The following is a 24,882-nucleotide window of genomic DNA, read 5'->3' as shown; positions in this document are numbered from 1 at the left end:
TCAGCAGCCGCCGCAGTTGTAGTACGTGACGTCCCAGTGGTTGCCCTCGTCCGCGTAGACGTTGCCGGAGCCGGACTTCCACTGCGGGGCGCCGTCACCGCGCACCCCGATGTACGCGAAGGTGTTCTTGATGTAGTTGGTGACACACGTGGTCTTGCTGAAGTCGAGCTTGTAGCCGTTCCAGTGCGAGTACGTGCCGCTCGCGTGGCCGGTCTCCGTACCTCCGGTGATCGTGAGGGCGCAGCCGGTGGCGCTCTTCAGCGTCTGCGCTCCCTTGGCCGTGTCCAGGTTGAGCTGGTCGAACGAGGTACAGCTCGCGTTGTTCCGGTTGGAACAGCCGCCGCTGGAGACCCAGCCGATGCCGGACGAGTTGAACATCGAGGTCGCCGTGGCGTGCGTGATCTTCGTGGCTGCCTGGGCGTCGGTGGCGGAGCTGAACACACCGAAGCCGGGGGCGAAGAGCGCGCCCAGGACCAGGGCGAGGGCGCTGAGGACGGAGCGGATTTTCATGGGGGGATGGCCTCCTGCTGAGAACCGTGACGTCGTGGCGTAGGCGGTGCGGTGGAGCAGGTGGTGCGGGCGGTACCGGCGGTGCGGGGCTGATCCTGCCCGATGTCTACGCGCGTCCGCCAGAGGATTCTCTTCACCCGTTCGTGTGAATCTCGCGATGTTGTTGAACTTCGAACGAGACAGGTCTAAGGTGACACTCGTTGAAGGTTAAACAACACCGCGAACGCCACCGCACCTGGAGGAACCATGGCTCTCTTCGGCCGCAAGAACGACAGCGACGCCCCGGCCGCCACCGTCGAGGCGGACCCCGCCCTGGCCGCGCTGACCGGCGCGTACACCATCGACCCCGCGCACAGCACCATCAGCTTCACCGTGCGCCACGCCATGGTGACCAATGTGCGGGGCACCTTCACGGAGCACGAGGGCACGCTCCACCTGGACGGCTCGGCCCCGGCGAACTCCACGGCGACGATCGACGTCTCGATCGCCAGCATCGACACGGGCGTGCCGGACCGTGACGGCCACCTGCGCAGCGCGGACTTCTTCGACGCCGAGACGTTCCCGACGATGGCCTTCCGCTCCACCGCCGCCGAGCAGATCGACGCCGAGACGTACCGTGTCACCGGCGACCTGACGATCAAGGACGTCACCCGGCCGCTCTCCATCGACCTGGAGTTCCACGGCTCCGCCACCGACGTGTACGGCAACGAGCGCGTCGGCTTCGAGGGCAGTGCGACGATCCTGCGCTCCGACTGGGGCCTGTCCTGGAACGCGGCGCTGGAGACCGGCGGCGTGCTGGTCAGCGACAAGGTGAAGCTGAACTTCGACATCTCCGCCATCAAGCAGGGCCCCGAGGCCGCCTGAGGCCGAGTGCGTACGACAGGCCGAATGCGTACGGGGTGGGTACGCGACCGGGTGGGGGGCGGGTCAGGGTGAGGTGGGGCGGGTCCGGCGGCCCTCGTCAGAAGCCGCCGTCGAACCCGCCGCCCCCTCCGAAGTCGCCGCCGCCCCCGAAGTCCCCTCCCCCGCCGAAACCGCCGCCCCCGAAATCGTCCGGGTTGAAGTCCGCGCCCGAGTAGTCGCCGCCGGCGAAGCCGGAGCCGTCACCGCCGCCGAAGTCCGCGGCGTACGCGGGGCTCGCCATCATCGAGCCGAGCATCGTGCCCACCAGCAGCCCCGGCAGCAGCCCGCCGCCGAAGTAGCCGCCGGCCCACGGGCCGTACGCCGGTCCCGCGTCCCAGTACGGGCGCGGCCCCTGGTCGGTCTGGACCGTACGGGTCATCGGGTCCTCGCCGTCGGCCAGCCGCGCCGCGTCCGCCGCGCAGACCGGGACCGTACGCCGGGCCCCCGCGGGCGGGGACCACTCCGCGTCCTTGGTCGACGGGCCGTGGCGCGGGTCGAAGAAGCACGGCAGCCGGCGCTCCGGCAGCGGGGCGCCCGTCCGGCGCGCGGCCAGGGTGGCCAGCGAGAAGCGGCCGTCCTCCAGCGCCCGGGTCACCCCGCGGACGTCGTCGGGCCGCCGGGCCGAGCCCATCAGCGACTTCGCCCGTTCGTACGCGTCCAGGGAGTGCTCGTAGTCGCCGCGCATCGCGTCGTCGGCGCCCGCCTCCGCGGGGTGGAAGTCGAGCCGGTCCAGCTCCTCGCCGAACGCGGTGATGTCCTCGTCCACGACGACCCGCAGCTTGTCCAGGGCCGCCTGCTCACGCTCCAGCTGCTTGCGGCGGTTCCTGCGCACCACGGCGTAGGCGCCCGCGCCGCCCACCACGACCACCGAGCCGAGCACGATCAGCCCGGCGGACGAACTGCCCCCGCTGTCGCCCGAGCCCGATCCACCGTCCCAGGAGGCCGGCGCCTGGCCGCGGGTCTGCGGGAGCGCCTGGTCCACGAAGTCGGAGAGCTGGGTCGCGGCGTCGACGGGAGCGCCACCCGCCTTGACCCCGGCGACCAGGTTCGAGACGGCCTGGCGGGAGAGGACGGACGGGTCGGCGCCGGCGTTGAACCGGTCGCCGAGACGGATGGCGTAGAGCCCGGTCACCCCCGTGTCGGTCCGTACGGTACGGAGCACGCTCGCCGCCGGGAACTGCGCGGTGTCCGGGAGGACCGCCACGAACAGCGGTTTGCCGGCGTCCTTGATCTTCTTCGCCAGGGCATCGGCCTGGGCCGCCGAAAGCTGGTCCCTGGCCCCCGGATCCACATAGACCGGGCCCTTTTTGAGAGCCTCGGCCACGGTCTCGGGGCCCGTGGTGGCGGCCTGCGCGCCGGGCGCCACCAGGAATGCGGTGGCCGACAGAGCGAGAACCAGCCCGAACAGTATGGAAATCAGCCTCGACCTCATACATCGACGCTACCCGAAGCGGGGCAATACCGGACGGGCAAAGTCGGAGCAAAAGAAGAAGCACGCCGCAGGGGCGGCCGGGCGGGGGCGCGTCCGTCCGCGAGAACCGGCGCGCAGGCCCGTATGCCCTGCGCGCCGCGCCCGCCGCCCCGCCCATCCGCGCGCACTTACTCCGCCGGCTCGATCCCGGCGCGCAGCAGCCCGTACGTGTACGCGTCCTCCAGCGCCTGCCAGGACGCGGCGATCACGTTCTCGCCGACGCCCACCGTCGACCACTCGCCCGCGCCGTCGCTCGTGGTGATCAGCACCCGGGTGGTGGACTCCGTGCCGTGCCGGCCCTCCAGGATGCGGACCTTGTAGTCCACCAGCTCCAACTTGGCGAGCTGCGGGTAGATCCGCTCCAGCCCGGCCCGCATGGCCAGGTCGAGCGCGTTGACGGGGCCGTTGCCCTCGGCGGTGGCCACGATGCGCTCGCCCTTGGCCCACAGCTTCACCGTCGCCTCGTTGGCGTGCGTGCCGTCGGGGCGGTCCTCGACGATCGCGCGCCAGGACTCCGTGCGGAAGTACTGGCGCGGCCGGCCCTCGACCTCCTCGCGGAGCATCAGCTCGAAGGAGGCGTCGGCGGCCTCGTACGTGTACCCCTTCAGCTCCTGCTCCTTGACCCGGCCGACGACCCGGCCGACCAGATCGCGGTCGCCGCCGAGGTCGATGCCGAGTTCCTTGCCCTTCAGCTCGACGGAGGCGCGGCCGGCCATGTCGGAGACGAGCATCCGCATGGTGTTGCCGACCCGCTCGGGGGCGATGTGCTGGTAGAGGTCGGGGTCGACCTTGATCGCGGAGGCGTGGAGTCCGCCCTTGTGCGCGAAGGCCGAGACACCGACGTACGGCTGGTGGGTGGAGGGCGCGAGGTTGACGATCTCGGCGATGGCGTGGGAGATCCGGGTCATCTCGGCGAGCGACCCCGCGGGCAGGACCCGTTTGTCGTACTTCAGCTCCAGCGCGGCGACGACCGGGAAGAGATTGGCGTTGCCGACGCGCTCGCCGTAGCCGTTGGCCGTGCACTGGACGTGGGTGGCGCCCGCGTCGACGGCGGCGAGGGTGTTGGCGACGGCGCAGCCGGTGTCGTCCTGGGCGTGGATGCCGAGGCGGGCGCCGGTGTCGGCGAGGACGGTGTGGACGACGGCCTGGATCTGCGCGGGCAGCATGCCGCCGTTGGTGTCGCAGAGGACGACCACGTCGGCGCCGGCCTCGGTGGCGGCGCGCACGACGGACTTGGCGTACTCGGGGTTGGCGCGGTAGCCGTCGAAGAAGTGCTCGCAGTCGACGAAGACGCGGCGGCCCTGCTCACGCAGGTAGGAAACGGTGTCGCGGACCATCGCGACGTTCTCGTCCAGCGTGGTGCGCAGGGCCAGCTCTACATGGCGGTCGTGCGACTTGGCGACGAGCGTCACCACCGGGGCGCCGGACTCGACCAGGGCCCTGACCTGCGGGTCCTCGGAGGCCTTGGCTCCGGGGCGGCGGGTGGAGCCGAAGGCGACGAGCTGCGCGTGCCGGAAGTCGATCTCCTGCTGGGCGCGGGCGAAGAACTCGGTGTCGCGCGGGTTGGCCCCGGGCCAGCCGCCCTCGATGAAGCCCACGCCGAAGTCGTCCAGATACCGGGCGATGGCCAGCTTGTCGGCGACGGTCAGGTTGATGCCCTCGCGCTGCGCCCCGTCGCGCAGCGTCGTGTCGAAGACATGGAAACTGTCGTCGGCCGCCGTGGACTCTGTGGTCATGGTGTCCTGCTCCTGTCGAGTGGAAGGTCTGGCTCCACTTGCCCCCATCATCGCGTGCCGCTCGCTCTCGGCCGGGGTGGGGCCGGAAAACGAAAAAACCCCTCGCGGGTGCGAGAGGTCTGCGCGCGGGTCTGGGGCACGATGGCCGCGCCGTACGGGGTGGTACGGGGCGGTCACTGCGGACCGGCGCGCTTGCTGCCGATAATCATGGCGAACGAGAGCACGGGCCGATTTTCGCATGTCTCGCGCGTCCGGAAAGACCCGTCTCACGATACGAACGAGCAACCGTCGGACCGGGCGGAACGTACGGGAATCCGAGGGGCCGCGCCCGCGGGGATGCGGGCACGGCCCCTCGTACATCAATCTCGTACGTACATCAGCCTCGTACGTCAGCCACGTACGTACGTCGGCCTCGTACGTCAACCTCGTACGTCAGCCGAGCCGGTGCATCCAGCCGTGGAGGTCGGGCGCGGTGCCCCGCTGGATGTCGAGCAGCGCCGAGCGCAGCTTCATGGTGACCTCGCCGGGCTCACCGCCCGACTGCGTCCACTCGCCGCCCGCCGACTTGACGGTGCCGACCGGGGTGATCACCGCGGCCGTACCGCAGGCGAAGACCTCCGTGAGGGTGCCGTTCTCGGTGTCGCGGCGCCAGTCCTCCTTGGAGATCCGGCCCGCCTCCGAGGTGTAGCCGAGGTCACTCGCAAGAGTGAGGAGCGAGTCCCGGGTGATCCCCGCCAGCAGGGAGCCGGTGAGTTCCGGGGTGACGATGCGGTCGCCGTACACGAAGTACAGATTCATCCCGCCCAGTTCCTCGACCCAGCGGTGCTCGACCGCGTCGAGGTAGGCCACCTGGGCGCAGCCCCTCTCGGCCGCCTCGGCCTGGGCGAGCAGGGAGGCCGCGTAGTTGCCGCCCGTCTTGGCGTCGCCGATGCCGCCGGGGACGGCGCGGACGTAGTTCTCCGAGAGCCAGACGGAGACCGGCTTCACGCCGCCGGGGAAGTACGCGCCGGCGGGCGAGGCGATGACCAGGAACAGGTACTCGTTGGCCGGGCGCACACCGAGGCCGACCTCGGTCGCGAACATGAACGGGCGCAGGTACAGCGACTCCTCGCCGCCGTGCGCGGGGACCCACGCCATGTCCTGCTGGACCAGCGCGTCGCACGCCGCGATGAAGGTCTCGGCGGGCAGCTCCGGCATGGCGAGGCGGCGGGCCGAGCGCTGGAAGCGGGCGGCGTTGGCCTCGGGGCGGAAGGTGGCGACCGAGCCGTCGGGCAGCCGGTACGCCTTGAGCCCCTCGAAGATCTCCTGCGCGTAGTGCAGGGTCATGTTGGCCGGGTCGATCGAGAGCGGCCCGTACGGGACGAGCTGCGCGTCGTGCCAGCCCCTGCCCTCGGTCCAGCGGATCGTCACCATGTGGTCGGTGAAGTGACGGCCGAAGCCCGGGTCGGCGAGCAGCGCCTCGCGCTCCGCGTCGGACAGCGGGTGCGAGGAGGGCTTGAGTTCGATGGCGGGCGCGGTCGTGGGCGTGGTCATGAATACTCGTCCTTCACGTGTGGGTGTGACGGACCGCGCTCACGCCGCTACTGCTGATAGGACGTCCGAGCATTCCCGCATGCCGCGGCCCACAGCGATTATCGCTCGGGCGGGGTGGCGCGGGAAATGGGGGTGAGTGCGATCCGCGAACTGATGTCGGTACCCGGCGGCCGCACAGCACGAAGCAGCCGCCGGGTGGTGGACCCGGCGGCTGCGTGAGAAGTCAGTCGCGGGTCAGCTCGCTACGCGTACGGCGAGCGCGTCGCCGATCTCGTCGGTGGTGCGCGACGCCGTGCCGTCCCGCCCGGCGAGGTCGGCCGCGACGGCCTCCTCGATCCGGACGGCCTCGGCGTCGAAGCCGAGGTGCCTCAGCAGCAGGGCGACGGAGAGCACGGTGGCCGTGGGGTCGGCCTTGCCCTGGCCCGCGATGTCCGGGGCCGATCCGTGGACCGGCTCGAACATGGACGGGAACGTACGGTCCGGGTTGATGTTCGCGGACGCGGCCAGGCCGATGCCGCCGGTCACGGCAGCGGCGAGGTCGGTGAGGATGTCACCGAAGAGGTTGTCGGTGACGATCACGTCGAAGCGCTCCGGCTGGGTGACGAAGAAGATCGTCGCGGCGTCGACGTGCAGATAGTCGGTGGTGACCTCGGGGTACTCCTGGCCCACCCGGTCGAAGATGTTCTTCCACATGTGGCCCGCGTAGACGAGGACGTTGTTCTTGTGGACCAGCGTCAGCTTCTTGCGGGGACGGGAGTTGGCCCGCTCGTACGCGTCGCGGACTACCCGCTCGACGCCGTACGCCGTGTTGAGGCTCACCTCGGTGGCCACCTCGGCGGGCGTACCGGTGCGCAGCGAACCGCCGTTGCCCGTGTACGGGCCCTCGGTGCCCTCGCGGACGACGACGAAGTCGATGTCCGGGCGGCCGGCCAGCGGGGTCTCCGTGTTGGGGAAGAGCTTCGACGGACGCAGGTTCACGTAGTGGTCGAAGGCGAAGCGGAGCTTGAGCAGCAGCCCGCGCTCCAGGACGCCGGACGGCACGGACGGGTCGCCGATCGCGCCGAGCAGGATGGCGTCGTGCCCCTTCAGGGCCTCCAGCTCCGTGTCCGGGAGGGTCTCCCCGGTACGGTGCCAGCGGCGCGCGCCGAGGTCGTACTCCTTGGTCTCCAGCTTCACATCCTGCGGGAGAACCGCACTCAGGACCTTGAGGCCCTGAGCCACGACCTCCTGGCCGATGCCGTCACCGGGGATCACTGCGAGATTGAGGCTGCGAGACATGCCCGCACCCTACTCCGCGTCCCAGCCGCTGACACGGTGCGTCCATTCTGTGGACACCTTGCGTATCGGACATCACCCGGGCGTCTCAGGGGCGCCTTTGATGTCGCCGTTTCGACGCCTCAAATACAGACATACGCCACCGGCCGGTGTCACCGTCAGCAGATGGAAACTCCCCGCGTCGGGATTCCCGACCGTCTCGCCTCCCGTATGACCATGCCGGAGCAGCACGAGTACCTGCGGTCCCGGATCTCCCGGCGCGGCGTGCTGCGCACCGGGACCGTCGTGGCGTCCACCGTGGCGGGTGCCGGGCTGCTGGGCTCCAGCGCCGCCAACGCGGGGGCCACGGCGACCGCCCCGGGCTTCCTGCCGTCGTCGGCCGCCGCCCGGGTGGACGGGGCGCTGGTCGCCCCCTTCGGCCGTCATCTCGCCTTCGGCGCGGACCCGAGGACGATGATGTCGGTGTCCTGGCAGGTGCCGCTGCCGGTGAAGGACCCGTATCTGCGGGTGGGAACGGAGCCCTGGGACCTGAGCCGGAAGATCAGGGCCGAGGTACGGCCGCTGCACACGCCGTCGCTGTCGGCGAAGCTGCCCGCCGTGGACCAGTACTACCTGCATGTCTCACTGGAGCGGCTGCGCCCCGGCACGACGTACTACTACGGCGTCGGCCACAGCGGCTTCGACCCGGCGGACGGGCGCAACCTCGGGACGGTCGGGACGTTCCGTACGGCCCCGTCGCGCCCCGGTTCCTTCGTCTTCACCGCCTTCGGCGACCAGGGCGTCTCGTACGACGCGCTCGCCAACGACCAGGTGATCCTGGGCCAGAATCCGGCCTTCCACCTGCACGCGGGAGACATCTGCTACGCGGACGGCAGCGGGCAGGGGTCCGCGTCGGACACGTACGACGCGCGGGTGTGGGACCAGTTCCTCGCGCAGACGGAGTCGGTGGCCTCCCGGGTGCCCTGGATGGTCACCACCGGCAACCACGACATGGAGGCCTGGTACTCGCCGCACGGCTACGGCGGGCAGAACGCGCGCTGGTCGCTGCCGGGCGGCGGTCTCGACCCGGTGGGGGCGCCGGGCGTCTACTCGTTCACGTACGGCAACGTGGGTGTGGTGGCGCTGGACGCCAACGACGTGTCGAACGAGATCCGCGCCAACACCGGGTACACGGACGGCGCCCAGACGCGCTGGCTGGACCGGCGCCTCGGCGAGCTGCGCGGGGACGAGGACATCGACTTCGTCGTGGTCTTCTTCCACCACTGCGCCTTCTCCACGACGAACGCGCACGCGTCGGACGGCGGGGTGCGCGACGCGTGGGTGCCGCTCTTCGACAAGCACCGGGTCGATCTGGTCGTCAACGGCCACAACCACGTGTACGAGCGGACGGACGCGCTGCGCGGCGGCGCAGTCCGGCGCAGGGTCCCGGTCGGCGAGTCCGTCAGCTCGGTGCGGGACGGCATCGTGTACGTGACGGCGGGCGGCGCGGGCAAGGCGCTGTACGACTTCCCCGTACCGGACAGTTACGAGGGCCAGGTGGCCGATGTGGAGGCCGTCCCCTCGTACCACTGGGCGAAGGGCGGCGCGAAGGCCCCGGAGACCGTGGAGTGGTCGCGCGTGCGCTACACCGGGTTCTCTTTCCTGGCCGTGGAGGTGACGGCGGGCCCACGCCCGGCGCTCACGGTCTCCGCGCTCGCGGAGACGGGCCACCGGGTGGACCACTTCACGATCACCCGCTGAGGCCGCCGCGCCGACCACTCGCCGAGGCCGGCGCGGCGCTCCCGCGGGGGCTCCCCGGTCAGTGGCCGGTGGCGCCGCCGTTGTCCCTCCGGTCGAGAGCGCGCTGGAGGGCGGCGGCGGCGTTCTTGCGCTCGGACTCGCCGGTGAGCGGGGTGCGGGGCGTGCGGCGGACGCGTCGGACGGTCGTCTCGGCCATGATGATCGACTCCTTGAGACAGCGGAACCACGCGACGGGGCCGCGTGATGCATCTGCGAGGTGCCGGAAGGGGCGGGGGCAAACGCGGCAGGGGTTGCCTGCGTGGGGGCGCGTGCCAACGGCCGCCATTCGCTCGATGGAGCGAGACGTTCGGCTCATTCCAAGCTAAGCGAGGGAGGCCGCTCTGTCTTCACGATTACTCGGACTTCCTACTATCTGAGACGGTGGCCTTCGTCACTGGGGGCCGGCGGCCATGAAGCCGCCCCCGTACCGGAGGGGTGTGGTGACCGGTACGAGGGCGGAATCCGAGGGGGCGACGGGGCGCGATAACCCGAGGGCGTCAGCCCATGTGGGGGTAGCGGTAGTCCGTCGGCGGGACCAGCGTCTCCTTGATGGCGCGGGTCAGCGTCCAGCGCATCAGGTTCTGCGGCGCGCCCGCCTTGTCGTTGGTGCCGGAGGCCCGGCCACCGCCGAAGGGCTGCTGGCCGACGACGGCGCCGGTCGACTTGTCGTTGATGTAGAAGTTGCCGGCGGCGTAGCGCAGCTTCTCCATCGCGTGGGCCGCGGCGGCGCGGTCGCCCGCGATGACCGAGCCGGTCAGGGCGTACGCCGAGACGGACTCCATCTGGTCGAGCACGGCCTCGTAGTCGGCGTCGTCGTAGACGTGCACCGCGAGGATCGGGCCGAAGTACTCGGTCGTGAAGACCTCGTTCCCGGGGTCGGTGCAGACGATGACGGTGGGCCGGACGAAGTACCCGACGGAGTCGTCGTACGTGCCGCCCGCGACGATCGTGCAGCTCGGGTCGGCGGCGGCGCGGTCGATGGCGGCCTTGTTCTTGGCGAAGGCGCGCTCGTCGATGACGGCGCCGATGAAGTTGGTCAGGTCGGTGACGTCGCCCATGGCGATCCCGTCGACCTCGGCCGCGAACTCCTCCTGGAAGCCGTCGTGCCAGATCGACGCGGGGACGTACGCGCGCGACGACGCGGAGCACTTCTGGCCCTGGTACTCGAAGGAACCGCGGGTCAGCGCCGTCTTGAGGACGGCGCGGTCGGCGCTCGGGTGGGCGACGACGAAGTCCTTGCCGCCGGTCTCCCCGACGATCCGCGGGTAGGAGCGGTACGTCTCGATGTTGGCGCCGACGGTCTTCCACAGGTGCTGGAAGGTCCTGGTCGAGCCGGTGAAGTGGATGCCGGCCAGCTCGGGGTGGGTCAGCGCCACGTCGGAGACGGCGATGCCGTCGCCCGTCACGAGGTTGATGACGCCCTTGGGCAGCCCCGCCTCCTCCAGGAGCTCCATGAGCAGCACCGCGGCGAGGGTCTGCGTCGGGGACGGCTTCCAGACGACCACGTTGCCCATGAGGGCGGGCGCGGTGGGCAGGTTGCCGGCGATCGCCGAGAAGTTGAAGGGCGTGATCGCGTAGACGAACCCTTCGAGGGGCCGGTGGTCGAGCCGGTTCCAGACGCCCGGGGAGTTGGCGGGCGGCTGCTCGGCGAGCAGGTCACGGGCGTACTTGACGTTGAAGCGCCAGAAGTCGACCAGTTCGCAGGGGCAGTCGATCTCGGCCTGCTGGGCGGTCTTGGACTGGCCGAGCATCGTCGCGGCGGCGAGCTTCTCGCGCCACGGTCCGGCGAGCAGTTCGGCGGCGCGCAGGATGATCGCGGCGCGGTCGTCGAACGACATGGCGCGCCAGGCCGGGGCGGCGGCCAGGGCGGCGTCGACCGCGTCCTGGGCGTCCTGCCGGGTCGCGCCGGCGAACGTCCCCAGGACGGCCCCGTGGTTGTGCGGCTGGACGACGTCGACACGCTCGCCGCCGCCCATCCGCTTCTCGCCGCCGATGGTCATCGGCAGGTCGACGGGGTTCTCGGCCAGCTCCTTGAGCCTGACCTCCAGCCGGGCCAGCTCGGGCGAGCCGGGGGCGTAGCCGTGCACCGGCTCGTTGACCGGCGCGGGAACCTGGGTCACAGCGTCCATGGGGACCGCATCTCCTTCATCTGCAAATCTACTCGGTCTTCGGTGGGGTGGGCCGGTTCAGCCGCGGCTGGCCAGTGAGCGCAGGAAGAACGCGAGGTTGGCGGGGCGCTCGGCGAGGCGGCGCATGAAATAGCCGTACCAGTCCGTTCCGTACGCGATGTAGACCCGCATCCGGTGTCCCTCCGCGGCCAGCCGGAACTGCTCGGCCTCCCGGATGCCGTACAGCATCTGGAACTCGTACTCGTCCGGCTTGCGCCCGGCGCGGCGGGCGAGGTCCTGGGCGATGGTGACGATGCGCGGGTCGTGGGTGCCGACCATCGGATACCCGGAACCGTCCATCAGAATCCGCAGGCAGCGGATGTACGCGCGGTCGACCTCGGCCTTGTCCTGGTAGGCGACGGAGGCGGGCTCCTTGTAGGCGCCCTTGACGAGGCGCACGCGCGAGCCCGCCGCGGACAGGGCCCGGCAGTCCTCCTCCGTACGGAAGAGGTACGACTGGACGACCGCGCCGGTCTCCGGGAAGCGTTCGCGCAGCTCGGCGTGGATGGCGAGCGTCGAGTCGATGGTGGTGTGGTCCTCGGCGTCCAGGGTGACCGTGGTGCCGATGGCGGCGGCGGCCTCGACGACGGCGGTGACGTTCTTCAGGGCGAGGTCGAACCCGCCGGGCAGCGCCTGGCCGAAGGAGGAGAGCTTCACCGACATCTCGGCGCGGGCGCCGAGCTCCAGCGGGGTGAGGGCCTCGATCAGCCGCAGGTACGCGTCCCGGGCTGCCAGCGCCGCGGCGGGGTCGGTGATGTCCTCGCCGAGGACGTCGAGCGTGATCTCCAGGCCCTGCTCGGCGAGGGACCGGACGACGGGGGTGGTCTCCTCGACGGACTCGCCGGCGATGAAACGGTTCACCACGGGCTTGGTGACGGGGGCGGCCGAAAGGGTGCGGCGCAGGACGTCGCTGCGGGACGCGGCAAGGATCACGGGACCCAGCACAGGGACCTCCACGGTGGATCGAACGGTGCGGCAAGGTGCAACGACGGGGCGGCGGTGAGGCCGCGGCAGCAGGACTGCGGCGGTTGGGCCGCAGTGCGGAAATGGCCAGTTCCGGTACGGCGGAGGAACCACTGTGAAACCTAGGGATCGACCCGATCCTCTGCCATCGACACCTGTCACGCATCCGTGGCCCGGATCTCAGACAGATGTCTGAAAGCGGTGGGAGAATGTCCGGGTGAAGGACGATTACCAGGAACTGGTCGACGAGATCTCGGCCCTGCTCGGCGTCCCGGCGACCCTGGAGAACCGGGACTTCGGACTGATCGCCTTCGGGGTGCACGACAGCGAGGACGACACGGCGATGGACCCGGTCAGGACGCGTTCGATCCTGACGCGGCGGTCGACGCCCGCGGTCCGCGCCTGGTTCGAGAACTTCGGCATCACCCACGCGTCCGGCCCCGTCCGGATCCCCGCGGCGCCGGACGCCGGGGTGTTCCGGGGCCGCATCTGTCTGCCGGTACGCCACCGGGGACGGGTCCTCGGCTACGTATGGCTGCTCGACGACGCGGGCCCGGGGCCGAGCGGGGCCACGCTCGCGGCGGCCATGGAGGTGACGTCCCGGATCGGCGAACTCCTCGCCGACGAGGCGAAGGCGGGCACGGACCTGGCCAGGGAGCTGCGGGCCGTCCTCACGGCGGAGTCCGGCTGGCAGCGGGAGATGGCGTCGGCCGCGCTGCGCACGGCGCTCGGCCCCAGTGCCGACGGGACACACGTCCTGCTCTGCGTGGCGCCGTGGGGCGCCGAGGAGCCGCCGGTACGGGCGGTACCGGGGACAGCGGCGCTCTGCACCCTCCCCCTCCCCCCGGTCCGCGCGGCGGAGGCGCCCCGTACGGGGCGGGACGGCGACGGGGCACTGGCCCTCCTCGTACGGCTGCGCTCGCCGGACGCGGAGGCGGCCGTCCTGACGGCGGCGGCGCGGCTGCGCGCCACGGCGGGGCCGGCCGCGGGCGCCGGGATCTGCGCCCCGCGCCGGGGGCTGACGGAGCTGCCGGCGGCGTGGCGCGAGGCGGTGGCGGCGGCCCGCGCCTCGGTGGCCCAGCCCCGGCTCGGCCCGGTGGCGCGGTGGGCGGCGCTGGGCGCGTACCGGCTGCTGACCGCGCTGCCCACGGCGCCCGACCCGGCGGTGGTGGAGCTGCTGCACCCCGTCCACGCCGAACTGGCGCACACCGCCGAGGTCTTCCTCGACCACGCGGGACAGGCGGGGCGTACGGCCTCGGCGCTCGGCATCCACCGGCAGACGCTCTACTACCGGCTCTCCCGGATCGAACAGCTCACGGGCCTGGACCTGGCCGAGGGCGAGGACCGCCTGCTGCTGCACATGGCCCTGAAGGCGGTCCGCCTGTGACCGCTGCCGCGCCGCCGAGGGCCCGCGCCGGGCGCTGATCCGTAAAGAGTTGGTCCGTAAAGACTGGTCCGTAAGGACTGCTCCGTAGAGACCGGCCGGACGGGTCAGGGGCTGATGTCCGGATCCTGCCGGGGCAGTTCGGCACGCCGTACCGCGTCACAGGCCAGGACGATGGCCACCCCCAGGCAGGCGAAGGTCCCGCAGCCGAGGAACACCGGGGCGGCGCCCCAGGCTCCGACGGCGGCGCCGACCAGCGGATAGCTGAGCGGCGCGAGGCCGACCATGGTGAGCATGACGACGGAGGTGACCCGGCCGAGGAAGGCGGGGTCCGCGGCGGTCTGTACGAGGGTGGTGCTCAGGCCGCCGAAGACGCCCGCGCTCAGTCCGGTGACCGCGGCCAGCGCCGCGGCGGTCCAGAGCGCCGGCACCAGCGCGAGGGTGGCCGCGCCCACGCCGGCCGCGAAGAGCGTCCCGGCCAGCACCAGCCCCGCCCGGGGCAGCCGGCCGGCGACGGCGAGCAGCGTGGCGCCGGCCGCCGCCCCCGCGCCGAAGCTGCCGATGATCCAGCCGTAGCCCGAAGCCCCCCAGCCGCGCTCGGCGTTGAGGAGCACCATGCCGACGTTGAGGGTGCCGGTGAGGCCCAGCTCGCAGACGGCGCCGGCGGCGACGAGCGGGCCGATGAGGCGGTGGCGGGCGAGGTAGCGCAGGCCGTCGAGGAGGTCCTGCCCCACCGTGCCGGGTTCCGGCCGTTCGTGGCCGCGCGCGCCGAGGGGCCGTATCCGTACCGTCAGCAGGAGCGGCAGGGAGAGCGCGAAGAGCAGGCCGGCGACGGCGAAGGTGGCCGCCGTGCCTCCGAACCCCATGGCCAGGCCGCCGATCGGCGGGCCCGCGATCTGGCTGAGGCGCATCGACAGGGAGCGCATGCCGGTGACCCGGGCCAGCTGGCCCGGGCTGGTGATCCGCGGCGGGAGGGCCCCGATCGCGGGTACGAACAGCGCGTCCAGGGCGCCGAAGACGAGCGCCACCGCGACCAGGATCCACAGGGCCGGCGCGGTCAGCGCGATGCCGGCGGCCACCGAGAGAATGAGGAGGCAGCGCAGCGCGTCGCTGCCGAGAACGACCCGGCGGGGGTCGAACCGGTCGGCCAGCACGCCCCCGCCGAGCATGAGCAGCGCCCGCGGCACTGCCCCCGCGGCCATGACGAGACCGACCTCGGCGGGGCCCGCGGCCTGCTGGGCGGACCAGCCGAGGGCGACGAAGTACACGCTGTCGCCGACGAGGGAAACGGTGTGCGCGGCGAGCCAGCGCAGCACATTGCCGTCGCGATGGGCCGGCGTGGTGGCGGGTTCGGACGGGGCGGTCTCTGCGGTGGCCATGGCTGGCTCCAGGGAGTCGGGAACGGCCGGGGTCAGGGCCGGAACGGAAAGCCGTAGACGTGCACGGAGACGTGCTCGCGGCCCTCGGTGTCGCCGGCCGCCCCGGCGGCCCTGCCGCGCTCCCGCCAGCGCCGGGAAAGGGCCTGGAGTTCCTCGCCCATCTCGGCGAGTTCGGCCGGGGTCAGGTCGAGCAGCCACTCGGAGCTGAACGCGGCGTCGGTCCACGTCGGGCCCCAGGCGGCCGTCTGGTCCAGATACGCGCGGTACTGAGCGGTGCGGATGTCGAGCAGGCCGCGGGTCAGCGCGCCGACGGCGGCGGCCCCTTCGGGCGTGTCCGCGAAGTCCGAGTCGCGGAAGCCCCAGCCCTCCTCCGACGCCACCTGCCACCACCGCTCCCGGCCGTCGGCGCTCCGGCCGCTCGCCTCGGTCACGAAGCCGTGCTCGGCCAGCTTGCGCAGGTGGTAACTGACCAGCGACGGCGCCTGGTCGACCTGCTCGGCGAGGTGAGAGGCGGTCGCGGTGCCCGCGGCGTACAGCGCCCGGTAGAGCTGGAGGCGCAGCGGGTTGGTGAACGCCTTGAGCCGGGACAGGTCGGTGATCCGCTCGTGCGTCCGCTCGTACGTCTGCCCGTGCCCGTGCCCGTGCCTGTCTTCGTGTTCGTGTTCGTGCTGGGGTCGCATGCCCCCACGGTAGATACGAAAGAAAAGTTGCACAACAGAAGTTGCGCAATAAAACTTTCTCATCTGCCCGCGAGGAGGCACCCGGGAAACGCCCGAAGGGCCCGGTGGGATCCGTCGATCCCACCGGGCCCTTCGGCCATGAAACGTCCAGGTCAGTCCGTCAGGTTCACCGAGCGCGCCGAGACCGCGCCGATCTCCGAGGCGATCTCCGTGAGCACGGTCGGCGGGACCGTGTCGTCGACGGTGAGGACGACCAGCGCCTCGCCGCCCTCCTCCCGCCGCGAGACCTGCATGCCCGCGATGTTCAGCCCGGCCTCGCCGAGGATCTGGCCGACCGTGCCGACCACGCCGGGGCGGTCCTCGTAGCGCAGCACGATCATGTGCTCGGCCAGCGCCAGGTCCACGTCGTAGTCGCCGATCGCGACGATCTTCAGCAGGTGCTTCGGCCCGGCCAGCGTGCCGGAGACCGAGACCTCCTCGCCGCCGGCGAGCGTGCCGCGCACCGTCACCACGTTGCGGTGGTTCGGGGACTCGCTGGAGGTCGTGAGGCGGACCTCGACGCCGCGCTCCTGAGCGAACAGCGGCGCGTTCACGTACGACACCGTCTCCGCGACGACGTCCTCGAACACGCCCTTGAGCGCGGAGAGTTCGAGCACCTTCACATCGTGCTGGGTGATCTCGCCGTACACCTCGACGTCGAGCCGGGCCGCGACCTCGCCCGCGAGGGCGGTGAAGATCCGGCCCAGCTTCTCGGCGAGCGGCAGGCCCGGGCGTACGTCCTCGGCGATGACCCCGCCCTGGACGTTGACCGCGTCGGGGACCAGCTCACCGGCGAGCGCGAGCCGTACGGAACGGGCGACCGCGACGCCCGCCTTCTCCTGCGCCTCGTCGGTGGAGGCGCCGAGGTGCGGCGTGCAGACGACCTGGTCGAACTCGAAGAGCGGGGAGTCCGTGCAGGGCTCCTTCGCGTACACGTCCAGACCGGCGCCGGCGACCCGGCCCTCCTTGAGGGCGGCGGCGAGCGCCGCCTCGTCGACGATCCCGCCGCGCGCGGCGTTGACGATCCGGACCGACGGCTTGACCTTGTGCAGCGCCTCGTCGCCGATGAGGCCGATCGTCTCGGGGGTCTTGGGCAGGTGCACGGTGATGAAGTCCGACACCTCCAGCAGCTCGTCGAGCGTCAGCAGCTTGACGCCCATCTGCGCGGCGCGGGCCGGCTGCACGTAGGGGTCGTACGCGACGATCTTCATGCCGAAGGCGGACATGCGCTGGGCGACGAGCACGCCGATCCGGCCGAGGCCGACGACGCCCAGGGTCTTCTCGCTCAGCTCGACACCCGTGTACTTGGAGCGCTTCCACTCACCGTTCTTGAGCGCGGTGTTGGCCTGCGGGATGTGGCGTGCGGTGGCCACCAGCAGACCGCAGGCCAGCTCGGCGGCGGTGACGATGTTCGACGTCGGCGCGTTGACGACCATCACGCCGGCCTTGGTGGCGGCGGAGACGTCGACGTTGTCGAGGCCCACCCCGGCGCGGGCGACGACCTTCAGCTTGCCCGCCGCGGCGACGGCCTCGGCGTCGATCTTGGTCGCGGAGCGGACGAGAATCGCGTCCACGTCGGCGATGGCGGGGATCAGCTCGGCGCGGTCGGCGCCGTTGCAGTGCCGGATCTCGAAATCCGGACCGAGCGCGTCGACGGTTGCGGGCGACAGCTCTTCAGCGATGAGTACGACAGGTTTCGAGCTCACGTGAGTCCTCACAAGTCCCATTGCGGACGGCCGTCCCGACGGCCGCATGCGGTGGAGGGGTCCTAGGGCGGAGCGCGCCCTAACCGCGTGAAAGACGCACGACGCTGTGGGCCTGACGCGTATGTGTTGAGCAGTGTAATGCTGCCGACGGCTGCTGTTCCGCCCCCGCGACAGGATCACTCGTACGTGCGGCCCGGCGGCAGCGTCCGTGCGTCGCCGGTGCGCGGGCGGCCCCGGTCCGGCCCCTTGTCCCCCGGTCGTGCCGGAGATCAGGAGCCGCCCCGGGGCCGCCCGCGCACGGTGTTACGCGTCCTCGTCGTCGACCCAGCTCATGAGCTTGCGGAGCTCGGCGCCGGTCGTGGCCAGCAGGCTGTCGCTGTCGGCCTTCTTGTACTCGTTGTACTTCTTCAGACCGCCGTGGTACTCGTCCATCCAGTTCTTGGCGAACGTACCGTCCTGGATCTCGGCCAGGATCTTCTTCATCTCGACCTTGGTCTGGTCGGTGATGACGCGCGGGCCGCTGACGTAGTCGCCCCACTCGGCGGTCTCGGAGACCGACCAGCGCATCTTCTCCAGGCCGCCCTCGTACATGAGGTCCACGATCAGCTTCAGCTCGTGGAGGCACTCGAAGTACGCGATCTCCGGCTGGTAGCCGGCCTCGGTCAGCGTCTCGAAGCCCGCCTTGACCAGCGCGGCGGTGCCGCCGCAGAGCACGGCCTGCTCACCGAACAGGTCGGTCTCGGTCTCCTCGGTGAAGGTCGTCTTGATGACGCCGGCGCGGGTGCCGCCGATGCCCTTCGCGTACGACAGGGCCAGCGCGAACGCCGCGCCGGAGAAGTCCTGCTCGACGGCGGCGATGCAGGGAACGCCGCGGCCCTCCTCGTACTGGCGGCGGACCAGGTGGCCCGGGCCCTTGGGGGCGACCATCGCGACATCGACATTGGCCGGCGGCTTGATGAAGCCGTAGCGGATGTTGAGGCCGTGGCCGAAGAACAGCGCGTCGCCGTCCTTCAGGTGGTCCTTGATGGACTCCTCGTACACCTGGCCCTGGATCGGGTCCGGCACCAGGATCATGATGACGTCGGCCTCGGCGGCGGCCTCGGCGGGCGTCACCACACGCAGGCCCTGCTCCTCGGCCTTGGCCTTGGACTTGGAGCCCTCGTGCAGGCCGACCCGGACATCGACACCCGAGTCACGGAGCGACAGCGCGTGGGCGTGGCCCTGGCTGCCGTAACCGATGACCGCGACCTTGCGGTTCTGGATGATGGACAGGTCGGCATCGTCGTCGTAGAACAGCTCGGCCACTGGGTCTTCTCCTTGGTGTGCACTTCTGTGAAATGTCGAAGCTTGCGTCCCACCGTACGGCGGCGGGGCGAAGCCGGTCTCCCGGTCTCGGCATGCGAACCGGACCGGTCGGGGTCCTGTCCGGGACCTCCCGTGCCGAAGGGCGGACCCTCGGGGCGTGGAAGGCCCGGACGAAAAGCCCTGGCGCTGCGGTCCAGGGCCCGCAGGCTCAGGCGCTGCGGTCCAGGGCCCGCAGGCTGCGGTCCGTGATGGACCGCGCGCCACGCCCTATGGCGATCGTCCCGGACTGCACCAGCTCCTTGACGCCGAACTGCTCCAGCATCTTGAGCATGGCGTCGAGCTTGTCACTCGATCCGGTGGCCTCGATCGTGACGGCGTCGGGTGACACGTCGACGGTCTTGGCGCGGAAGAGCTGGACGATCTCGACGATCTGGGAGCGGGTCTCGTTGTCGGCGCGGACCTTCACCAGGACGAGCTCGCGCTGGATCGCAGCGCCGGGCTCGAGTTCGACGATCTTCAGGACGTTCACCAGCTTGTTGAGCTGCTTCGTCACCTGCTCCAGGGGCAGTTCCTCGACATTGACCACGATGGTGATGCGGGAGATGTCGGGGTGTTCCGTGACACCGACGGCGAGCGAGTCGATGTTGAAACCGCGGCGGGAGAACAGCGCGGCGATCCGGGCGAGGATACCGGGGGTGTTCTCCACCAGAACGGAGAGCGTGTGCCTGGTCATGTGTCGGTCTCTTCTCTCGTTCTCGCGGCTCAGTCGTCGGCGCTGTCGCCGAAGTCGGGGCGGATGCCCCGGGCGGCCAGGACCTCGTCGTTCGACGTGCCGGCGGGGACCATCGGCCACACCTGGGCGTCCTCGTGGACGATGAAGTCGACCACGACGGGGCGGTCGTTGATGGCGTTGGCCTTGGCGATGACCGCGTCGAGATCGTCCGGGGACTCGCAGCGCAGGGCGACACAGCCCATGGCCTCGGACAGCTTGACGAAGTCCGGGACGCGGGTACCGCCGCCGGGGCCGTCCGTGCCGCCCTCACCGGCGTGCAGGACGGTGTTGGAGTAGCGCTGGTTGTAGAAGAGGGCCTGCCACTGGCGGACCATCCCGAGCGCCCCGTTGTTGATGATCGCGACCTTGATCGGGATGTTGTTGAGCGCGCAGGTGGTGAGTTCCTGGTTGGTCATCTGGAAGCAGCCGTCGCCGTCGATCGCCCAGACGGTACGGTCCGGCTGCCCGGCCTTGGCGCCCATGGCCGCCGGGACGGCGTACCCCATGGTCCCGGCGCCGCCGGAGTTCAGCCAGGTGGCGGGCTTCTCGTACTCGATGAATTGCGCGGCCCACATCTGGTGCTGGCCGACGCCCGCGACGAAGATCGTGTCCTCGGGGGCCAGCTGCCCGACGCGCTGGATGACCTGCTGCGGCGAGAGGGCGCCGCCTCCGGGCTGCTCGTAGCCGAGGGGGTAGGTCTCGCGCCACCGGTTGAGATCGCGCCACCATGCCGCGTATCCCGTCCCGGCGGCCTCACCGACATGGCCTTCGGTGTGCTCCGCCTGGACGGCCTGGACGAGGTCGGCGAGGACCTCGCGGGCGTCCCCGACGATCGGCACGTCCGCGATCCGGTTCTTGCCGATCTCGGCGGGGTCGATGTCCGCGTGGACGATCTTGGCGTACGGCGCGAAGCTGTCCAGTTTGCCGGTGACGCGGTCGTCGAAGCGGGCGCCGAGGGCGACGATCAGGTCGGCCTTCTGGAGCGCGGTGACGGCGGTGACCGAACCGTGCATGCCCGGCATCCCGACGTGCAGCGGGTGGCTGTCGGGGAAGGAGCCCAGCGCCATCAGGGTGGTGGTGACGGGGGCGCCGGTCAGCTCGGCGAGGACCTTCAGCTCGGCGGTGGCGCCGGCCTTGATGACGCCGCCGCCGACATACAGGACGGGACGCTCGGCCTGGGTGATCAGCCGGGCGGCCTCGCGGATCTGCTTCGCGTGCGGCTTGGTCACGGGGCGGTAGCCGGGCAGGTCCTGGGTGGGCGGCCAGGAGAAGGACGTACGGGCCTGGAGGGCGTCCTTGGCGATGTCGACGAGGACCGGTCCCGGCCGGCCCGTGGAGGCGATGTGGAACGCCTCCGCGATGGTCCGCGGGATGTCCTCGGCCTTGGTGACGAGGAAGTTGTGCTTGGTGATCGGCATCGTGATGCCGCAGATGTCCGCCTCCTGGAAGGCGTCCGTCCCGATGGCCTTGCTCGCGACCTGGCCGGTGATCGCGACGAGCGGCACGGAGTCCATGTGCGCGTCGGCGATCGGGGTGACCAGGTTGGTGGCGCCGGGGCCGGAGGTGGCCATGCAGACGCCGACCTTGCCGGTGGCCTGCGCGTAGCCGGTCGCGGCGTGGCCCGCGCCCTGCTCGTGGCGGACGAGGACGTGCCGGACGCGGGTGGAGTCCATCATCGGGTCGTACGCCGGGAGGATGGCGCCGCCGGGGATACCGAATACGACCTCGGCGCCCACCTCTTCAAGAGAGCGGATGAGCGACTGCGCGCCCGTGACGTGCTCGACTGAGGCGGAGGACGGTCCGCCGTTACGGGCCCGCGGCTGCGGATGGTGGGCCCCGGTGGCCTGCTCGGTCATCGGCATTCTCTTCTCGAAGCTGAGGGTTTTTGCGAGTTTTGTGGTGCGCCGGTGCAACAAAAAACCCCTCGTGCCGTGAGGCAAGCGAGGGGAGCGCGTCGGGTGCGGTCTGCAGAGCGGGAAGGGGGCTCTGCGTCAGCCGACGCGCTGTCCAAGTACGAGAATTCGGGTGCGCATGGAAATGACCCTCCCTCCGGCGCGCCCCGGCTGTCAAGTGGGTGGGACGGGCGTCTCATTATTTGAGCGGATCGACGGCGGGGGAATCCGGTCGGAGACCGATCGACGGCTGAGGAATCCGGTCGGAGACCGGCTGACGGGAGTGGCGTACGGAGCCCGGGCCGCCGGTGCCGGCAAGGACGGGCAGCGCGTTGGTGCCCGGCATGGGGTACGAACCGGCCACCAGGGCCCGGCGCAGCCGGTACTCGTCGAGCGGTCCGGAGAAGGCCATGCCCTGGCCGTGGGTACACCCCATGGCGCGCAGGACGGTCACCTGCTCGGGGAGGTCGACCCCCTCGGCGACGGACTGCAGGCCCAGATCGCAGGCGATCCTCAGCAGCCCCGCGGTGATCTTGTGCAGCCGGCCGGACTCCACGACGCCCTCGACCAGGCCGCGGTCGAGTTTCAGCACGTCGACGGGGAGGCGGCGCAGGGCGTTTATCGCCGCGTAGCCGCTGCCGAAGCCGTCGAGCGCGATCCGCACTCCGAGGCGGCGCAGCGCGACGAGGCGGTGCTCCAGATCGTCCAGGGAGGCCCGCGGGTCGTGGTCGGACAGCTCGATCATCAGGGCCCCTGAGGGCAGCCCGTGGCGCATCAGGAGGGCTTCCACGGTGCCGAGCGGCAGGGACTTGTCGAGGAGCCTGCGGGCCGGGATCCGTACGGAGACGGGCGCGGAGTACCCCATGTCGGAACGCTCGGCGGCCTGCTTGACGGCCTCTTCGAGGAGCCAGCGGCCCAGCTCCGAGGTGCGGTCGCCGTCGTCGGCGCCGCGCAGGAACTCGGCCGGGGTGAAGAGGATGCCCTGGGCGGAGCGCCAGCGGGCCTGGGCGGCGACGGCGGAGACCCGGCCCGAGGTGAGATGCACCACGGGCTGGTGGACCAGGGCGAACTCGCCGTCGTGCAGCGCGGTGCGGAGTCTGGCCGCCAGCTCGGTCCTGCGGACCACGTCGGCCTGCATCTGGGGCGCGTACATCTCGACGCGGTTCTTGCCGCCCGCCTTGGCGCGGTACATGGCGAGGTCCGCGTTGCGCATGAGGTCGGTGGGGGTTATGCCGGGCTCGGCGAAGGCGACGCCGATGGAGGCGGCGACCCGGACGTCGTTGCCGTCGATCTTGTACGGCTGGGAGAGCCGGAGGCGCAGCCGGTCGGCGATCTCGTGGACCTGGTACTCCCGGGCCGCCTGGTCGCCGGAGCCGTCGCCGAGGACGATGGCGGCGAACTCGTCACCGCCGAGCCGGGCCGCGGTGTCGCCCGCCCGGACGGAGTCCTGGAGCCGGTGGGCGGCGAGGATCAGGAGTTCGTCCCCCACCTGATGCCCCAGGCGGTCGTTGACGCCCTTGAAACCGTCGAGGTCGATGAAGAGCACCGCCGTGCCGGGATCGGTCGTACGGCGGCCGGAGAGGGCCTGCCTGACCCGCTGCGTGAAGAGCGCCCGGTTGGGCAGATCGGTGAGCGGGTCGTGTTCGGCGTTGTGCTGGAGTTGCGCCTGGAGGCGGACCCGTTCGGTGACGTCCCGGCTGTTGAAGATCAGCCCGCCCTGGTGGCGGTTGACCGTGGACTCCACGTTGAGCCAGTCGCCGGCCCCGGAGCGGAAGCGGCACTCGATGCGGGTCGTGGGCTCGTCGGCGGGCGGGGCGGCCAGGAAGCGGCGCACTTCGTGGACGACCCGGCCGAGGTCGTCGGGGTGGATGATCGAGGCGAGTTCGGCGCCGACGAGATCCTCGGCCTCGCGCCCGTAGACGCCGGTGGCGGCGGGGCTGACGTAGCGGAGTATCCCGGACGGTGCGGCGATCATGATGACGTCGCTGGACCCCTGGACCAGGGAGCGGAAGTGGCTCTCCTTGTGCGCCAGCTCATGGGTGAGGGCGATGTTGTCGACGAGCATGATGCCCTGCCGCACGACCAGGGCGAGCACGACCGTGCAACCGGTGAGGACCACCACCCGGTCGACCTTGCGGCCCTCGGTGACGTTGTACAGGATCCCCAGCGTGCAGACGGCCGCGGCGAGATACGGCGTGAGCGCGGCAAGGGAGCCCGCGATCGGCGCGGCCGTCCGGGCCTGGCGGTCCTCCCGGGACGGGGCCGGGGCCTCCGGGACGCGCCGGACGCCCCAGGGCGCGTACGCGAGAAGCAGCGACCCGGCGAACCAGCCCGCGTCCAGGAGCTGGCCCGAGCGGTAGGTCTCGCGCAGCAGCGGCGAGGTGAACAGGGCGTCGCACAGCACCGTCAGGGCGAGCGCGGCGATCGCGGTGTTGACCGCGGAGCGGCTGCCCGCGGCCTTACGGAAGTGCAGGGCCAGCACCATGCTGACGAGGACGATGTCCAGCAGCGGGTAGGCGAGGGAGAGCGCCGCCTGGGTGACGCTCTCGCCCTGGAACTGCGCGGTCCGGGCGAGGGCGAGGCTCCAGGAGAGCGTGAGCAGCGAGCCGCCGATCAGCCAGGCGTCCAGCGCGAGGCAGACCCAGCCGGCCCTGCTGACCGGCCGTTTGGCGAGGACGAGCAGGCCGACGATGGCGGGTGGCGCGAAGCAGAGGAAGAAGAGATCGGCGAGGCTGCGGCTGGGGACGGGCTCTTCGAGGATGACCTCGTACCACCCCCAGACCGCGTTGCCCGCCGAGGCCATCGCGGAGGAGAAGGAGAAGAGCAGCCACGCGGGCCGGAAGCGGCTGGTGTGGCCGCGTGCGTAGAAGAAGCAGGAGACCGCCGCGATCAGGGCGGCGAGGCTCAGTCCGAAGTCGCCCATGAACAGGGCGAGTTTCTCCGATCCCCAGCCCACCGCCGCACCGGTCGCGTATCCGCCGCAGATCAGCGCGAGGAAGAGCTGGGCGACCAGCCCCGTCCCCCCGCCGGAGATCTGGCGCCCGCGCACGAACACGCCCTCGGCGCTCACCGGACCGCTCCTGAAGACGTCTCCGTCACCGGCACCGCCGACGGGCGCGGGTCGCGCGCCGGGGTGTCCGGAGGTCGCCGCCGACGCCCCTGCCGCGTCGGATCGTTCGTCCATTGGCCGTACATCGCCCGTCGCCCCCCTCGGATTTCGATCACTCCGCTGCGCCGCCCCACGCGCGGCGCAACCCCCAGATCGGGACGATACACCAGACTCGTCACTCAGGGCCATAGTTCTTCTACTCTCCGTGACGACCAGCGGAGTTGTCGGTATCGAGGGTGTCCGGGCGGGTGCGGAGCGTGGCTGCGAGCCGCTCGCGC

18 protein-coding genes are annotated in these 24,882 nt (G+C 71.1%); 3 read left to right on the top strand and 15 right to left on the bottom strand.

Translation table 11 applies throughout. The features are described from left to right. The gene (locus ACFXKG_RS36405) at positions 1 to 510 is read right to left on the bottom strand and encodes a hypothetical protein (RefSeq protein ID WP_384848327.1); all 510 of its coding nucleotides are present in this window, start codon (positions 508 to 510) and stop codon (positions 1 to 3) included. A 246-nt stretch (positions 511 to 756) separates the two neighbouring features. Between ACFXKG_RS36405 and ACFXKG_RS36400 the strand changes: the two genes are divergently transcribed. After that, positions 757 to 1,374, top strand: a complete 618-nt coding sequence (locus ACFXKG_RS36400) for a YceI family protein (RefSeq protein WP_384848324.1) — start codon at positions 757 to 759, stop codon at positions 1,372 to 1,374. 97 nt (positions 1,375 to 1,471) lie between these two features. Here the strand turns inward: ACFXKG_RS36400 and ACFXKG_RS36395 are convergent, their stop codons facing one another. The 4 genes from ACFXKG_RS36395 to ACFXKG_RS36380 all read right to left on the bottom strand — a co-directional run bounded on the left by ACFXKG_RS36395 (position 1,472) and on the right by ACFXKG_RS36380 (position 7,431). Next, positions 1,472 to 2,845: a hypothetical protein gene (locus ACFXKG_RS36395; RefSeq protein ID WP_384848321.1), complete on the bottom strand. Its 1,374-nt coding sequence runs from the start codon at positions 2,843 to 2,845 to the stop codon at positions 1,472 to 1,474. Positions 2,846 to 3,012: 167 nt separating this feature from the next. Beyond that, on the bottom strand, positions 3,013 to 4,620 hold the full coding sequence (gene cimA / locus ACFXKG_RS36390) for a citramalate synthase (protein WP_384848319.1): 1,608 nt from the start codon (positions 4,618 to 4,620) through the stop codon (positions 3,013 to 3,015). A 432-nt stretch (positions 4,621 to 5,052) separates the two neighbouring features. Continuing rightward, complete coding sequence (locus tag ACFXKG_RS36385) at positions 5,053 to 6,153, bottom strand: branched-chain amino acid aminotransferase (RefSeq protein WP_384848316.1); 1,101 nt, start codon at positions 6,151 to 6,153, stop codon at positions 5,053 to 5,055. 234 nt (positions 6,154 to 6,387) lie between these two features. Further along, entirely contained in the window at positions 6,388 to 7,431 is a 1,044-nt protein-coding gene (locus ACFXKG_RS36380; RefSeq protein ID WP_365812347.1) for a 3-isopropylmalate dehydrogenase, read from the bottom strand. Between the two features lie 162 nt (positions 7,432 to 7,593). Here ACFXKG_RS36380 and ACFXKG_RS36375 point away from each other — a divergent pair, with 162 nt between their 5' ends. Further along, complete coding sequence (locus ACFXKG_RS36375) at positions 7,594 to 9,168, top strand: purple acid phosphatase family protein (protein ID WP_384848313.1); 1,575 nt, start codon at positions 7,594 to 7,596, stop codon at positions 9,166 to 9,168. Positions 9,169 to 9,226: 58 nt separating this feature from the next. On the opposite strand, the gene ACFXKG_RS36370 is transcribed toward ACFXKG_RS36375, so the two are convergent. The 3 genes from ACFXKG_RS36370 to ACFXKG_RS36360 all read right to left on the bottom strand — a co-directional run bounded on the left by ACFXKG_RS36370 (position 9,227) and on the right by ACFXKG_RS36360 (position 12,320). After that, positions 9,227 to 9,364: a hypothetical protein gene (locus ACFXKG_RS36370; protein ID WP_365812351.1), complete on the bottom strand. Its 138-nt coding sequence runs from the start codon at positions 9,362 to 9,364 to the stop codon at positions 9,227 to 9,229. A gap of 340 nt (positions 9,365 to 9,704) precedes the next feature. Next, positions 9,705 to 11,336, bottom strand: coding sequence for an L-glutamate gamma-semialdehyde dehydrogenase (gene pruA / locus ACFXKG_RS36365; RefSeq protein ID WP_384848310.1), 1,632 nt, complete (start codon positions 11,334 to 11,336; stop codon positions 9,705 to 9,707). Positions 11,337 to 11,393: 57 nt separating this feature from the next. Continuing rightward, complete coding sequence (locus ACFXKG_RS36360) at positions 11,394 to 12,320, bottom strand: proline dehydrogenase family protein (RefSeq protein WP_384848307.1); 927 nt, start codon at positions 12,318 to 12,320, stop codon at positions 11,394 to 11,396. 235 nt (positions 12,321 to 12,555) lie between these two features. Here ACFXKG_RS36360 and ACFXKG_RS36355 point away from each other — a divergent pair, with 235 nt between their 5' ends. Then, positions 12,556 to 13,725, top strand: coding sequence for a PucR family transcriptional regulator (locus ACFXKG_RS36355; protein ID WP_384848304.1), 1,170 nt, complete (start codon positions 12,556 to 12,558; stop codon positions 13,723 to 13,725). 104 nt (positions 13,726 to 13,829) lie between these two features. On the opposite strand, the gene ACFXKG_RS36350 is transcribed toward ACFXKG_RS36355, so the two are convergent. The 7 genes from ACFXKG_RS36350 to ACFXKG_RS36320 all read right to left on the bottom strand — a co-directional run bounded on the left by ACFXKG_RS36350 (position 13,830) and on the right by ACFXKG_RS36320 (position 24,679). Next, positions 13,830 to 15,101, bottom strand: coding sequence for an MFS transporter (locus tag ACFXKG_RS36350; RefSeq protein WP_384848301.1), 1,272 nt, complete (start codon positions 15,099 to 15,101; stop codon positions 13,830 to 13,832). Between the two features lie 32 nt (positions 15,102 to 15,133). Then, positions 15,134 to 15,781, bottom strand: coding sequence for an ArsR/SmtB family transcription factor (locus ACFXKG_RS36345; protein WP_384848298.1), 648 nt, complete (start codon positions 15,779 to 15,781; stop codon positions 15,134 to 15,136). 152 nt (positions 15,782 to 15,933) lie between these two features. Next, positions 15,934 to 17,526, bottom strand: coding sequence for a phosphoglycerate dehydrogenase (gene serA / locus ACFXKG_RS36340; protein WP_384848295.1), 1,593 nt, complete (start codon positions 17,524 to 17,526; stop codon positions 15,934 to 15,936). A 303-nt stretch (positions 17,527 to 17,829) separates the two neighbouring features. Next, positions 17,830 to 19,095: a ketol-acid reductoisomerase gene (ilvC, locus tag ACFXKG_RS36335; protein WP_384848292.1), complete on the bottom strand. Its 1,266-nt coding sequence runs from the start codon at positions 19,093 to 19,095 to the stop codon at positions 17,830 to 17,832. Then, entirely contained in the window at positions 19,040 to 19,564 is a 525-nt protein-coding gene (gene ilvN, locus ACFXKG_RS36330) for an acetolactate synthase small subunit (protein ID WP_329822124.1), read from the bottom strand. The genes ilvC and ilvN overlap by 56 nt, the downstream gene beginning before the upstream one ends. A gap of 29 nt (positions 19,565 to 19,593) precedes the next feature. Beyond that, on the bottom strand, positions 19,594 to 21,459 hold the full coding sequence (locus tag ACFXKG_RS36325; protein ID WP_384848289.1) for an acetolactate synthase large subunit: 1,866 nt from the start codon (positions 21,457 to 21,459) through the stop codon (positions 19,594 to 19,596). Positions 21,460 to 21,694: 235 nt separating this feature from the next. Further along, positions 21,695 to 24,679, bottom strand: coding sequence for a putative bifunctional diguanylate cyclase/phosphodiesterase (locus tag ACFXKG_RS36320; protein ID WP_384848286.1), 2,985 nt, complete (start codon positions 24,677 to 24,679; stop codon positions 21,695 to 21,697). Between the last annotated feature and the right edge of the window lie 203 nt (positions 24,680 to 24,882).

It is taken from the genome of Streptomyces sp. NPDC059255 (assembly GCF_042752355.1).
GTDB lineage: Bacteria > Actinomycetota > Actinomycetes > Streptomycetales > Streptomycetaceae > Streptomyces.
Note: the sequence above shows the minus strand (reverse complement) of the source record. Positions and strands in the feature narration are given on the sequence as shown.

Excerpts from the sequence above, each read along its gene's own strand:
- ACFXKG_RS36405 (WP_384848327.1), bottom strand. The coding sequence starts at position 510 with ATGAAAATCCGCTCCGTCCTCAGCGCCCTCGCCCTGGTCCTGGGCGCG.
- ACFXKG_RS36400 (WP_384848324.1), top strand. The coding sequence starts at position 757 with ATGGCTCTCTTCGGCCGCAAGAACGACAGCGACGCCCCGGCCGCCACC.
- ACFXKG_RS36395 (WP_384848321.1), bottom strand. The coding sequence starts at position 2,845 with ATGAGGTCGAGGCTGATTTCCATACTGTTCGGGCTGGTTCTCGCTCTG.
- cimA (WP_384848319.1), bottom strand. The coding sequence starts at position 4,620 with ATGACCACAGAGTCCACGGCGGCCGACGACAGTTTCCATGTCTTCGAC.
- ACFXKG_RS36385 (WP_384848316.1), bottom strand. The coding sequence starts at position 6,153 with ATGACCACGCCCACGACCGCGCCCGCCATCGAACTCAAGCCCTCCTCG.
- ACFXKG_RS36380 (WP_365812347.1), bottom strand. The coding sequence starts at position 7,431 with ATGTCTCGCAGCCTCAATCTCGCAGTGATCCCCGGTGACGGCATCGGC.
- ACFXKG_RS36375 (WP_384848313.1), top strand. The coding sequence starts at position 7,594 with ATGGAAACTCCCCGCGTCGGGATTCCCGACCGTCTCGCCTCCCGTATG.
- ACFXKG_RS36370 (WP_365812351.1), bottom strand. The coding sequence starts at position 9,364 with ATGGCCGAGACGACCGTCCGACGCGTCCGCCGCACGCCCCGCACCCCG.
- pruA (WP_384848310.1), bottom strand. The coding sequence starts at position 11,336 with ATGGACGCTGTGACCCAGGTTCCCGCGCCGGTCAACGAGCCGGTGCAC.
- ACFXKG_RS36350 (WP_384848301.1), bottom strand. The coding sequence starts at position 15,101 with ATGGCCACCGCAGAGACCGCCCCGTCCGAACCCGCCACCACGCCGGCC.
- ACFXKG_RS36345 (WP_384848298.1), bottom strand. The coding sequence starts at position 15,781 with ATGCGACCCCAGCACGAACACGAACACGAAGACAGGCACGGGCACGGG.
- ilvN (WP_329822124.1), bottom strand. The coding sequence starts at position 19,564 with ATGACCAGGCACACGCTCTCCGTTCTGGTGGAGAACACCCCCGGTATC.
- ACFXKG_RS36325 (WP_384848289.1), bottom strand. The coding sequence starts at position 21,459 with ATGACCGAGCAGGCCACCGGGGCCCACCATCCGCAGCCGCGGGCCCGT.
- ACFXKG_RS36320 (WP_384848286.1), bottom strand. The coding sequence starts at position 24,679 with ATGGACGAACGATCCGACGCGGCAGGGGCGTCGGCGGCGACCTCCGGA.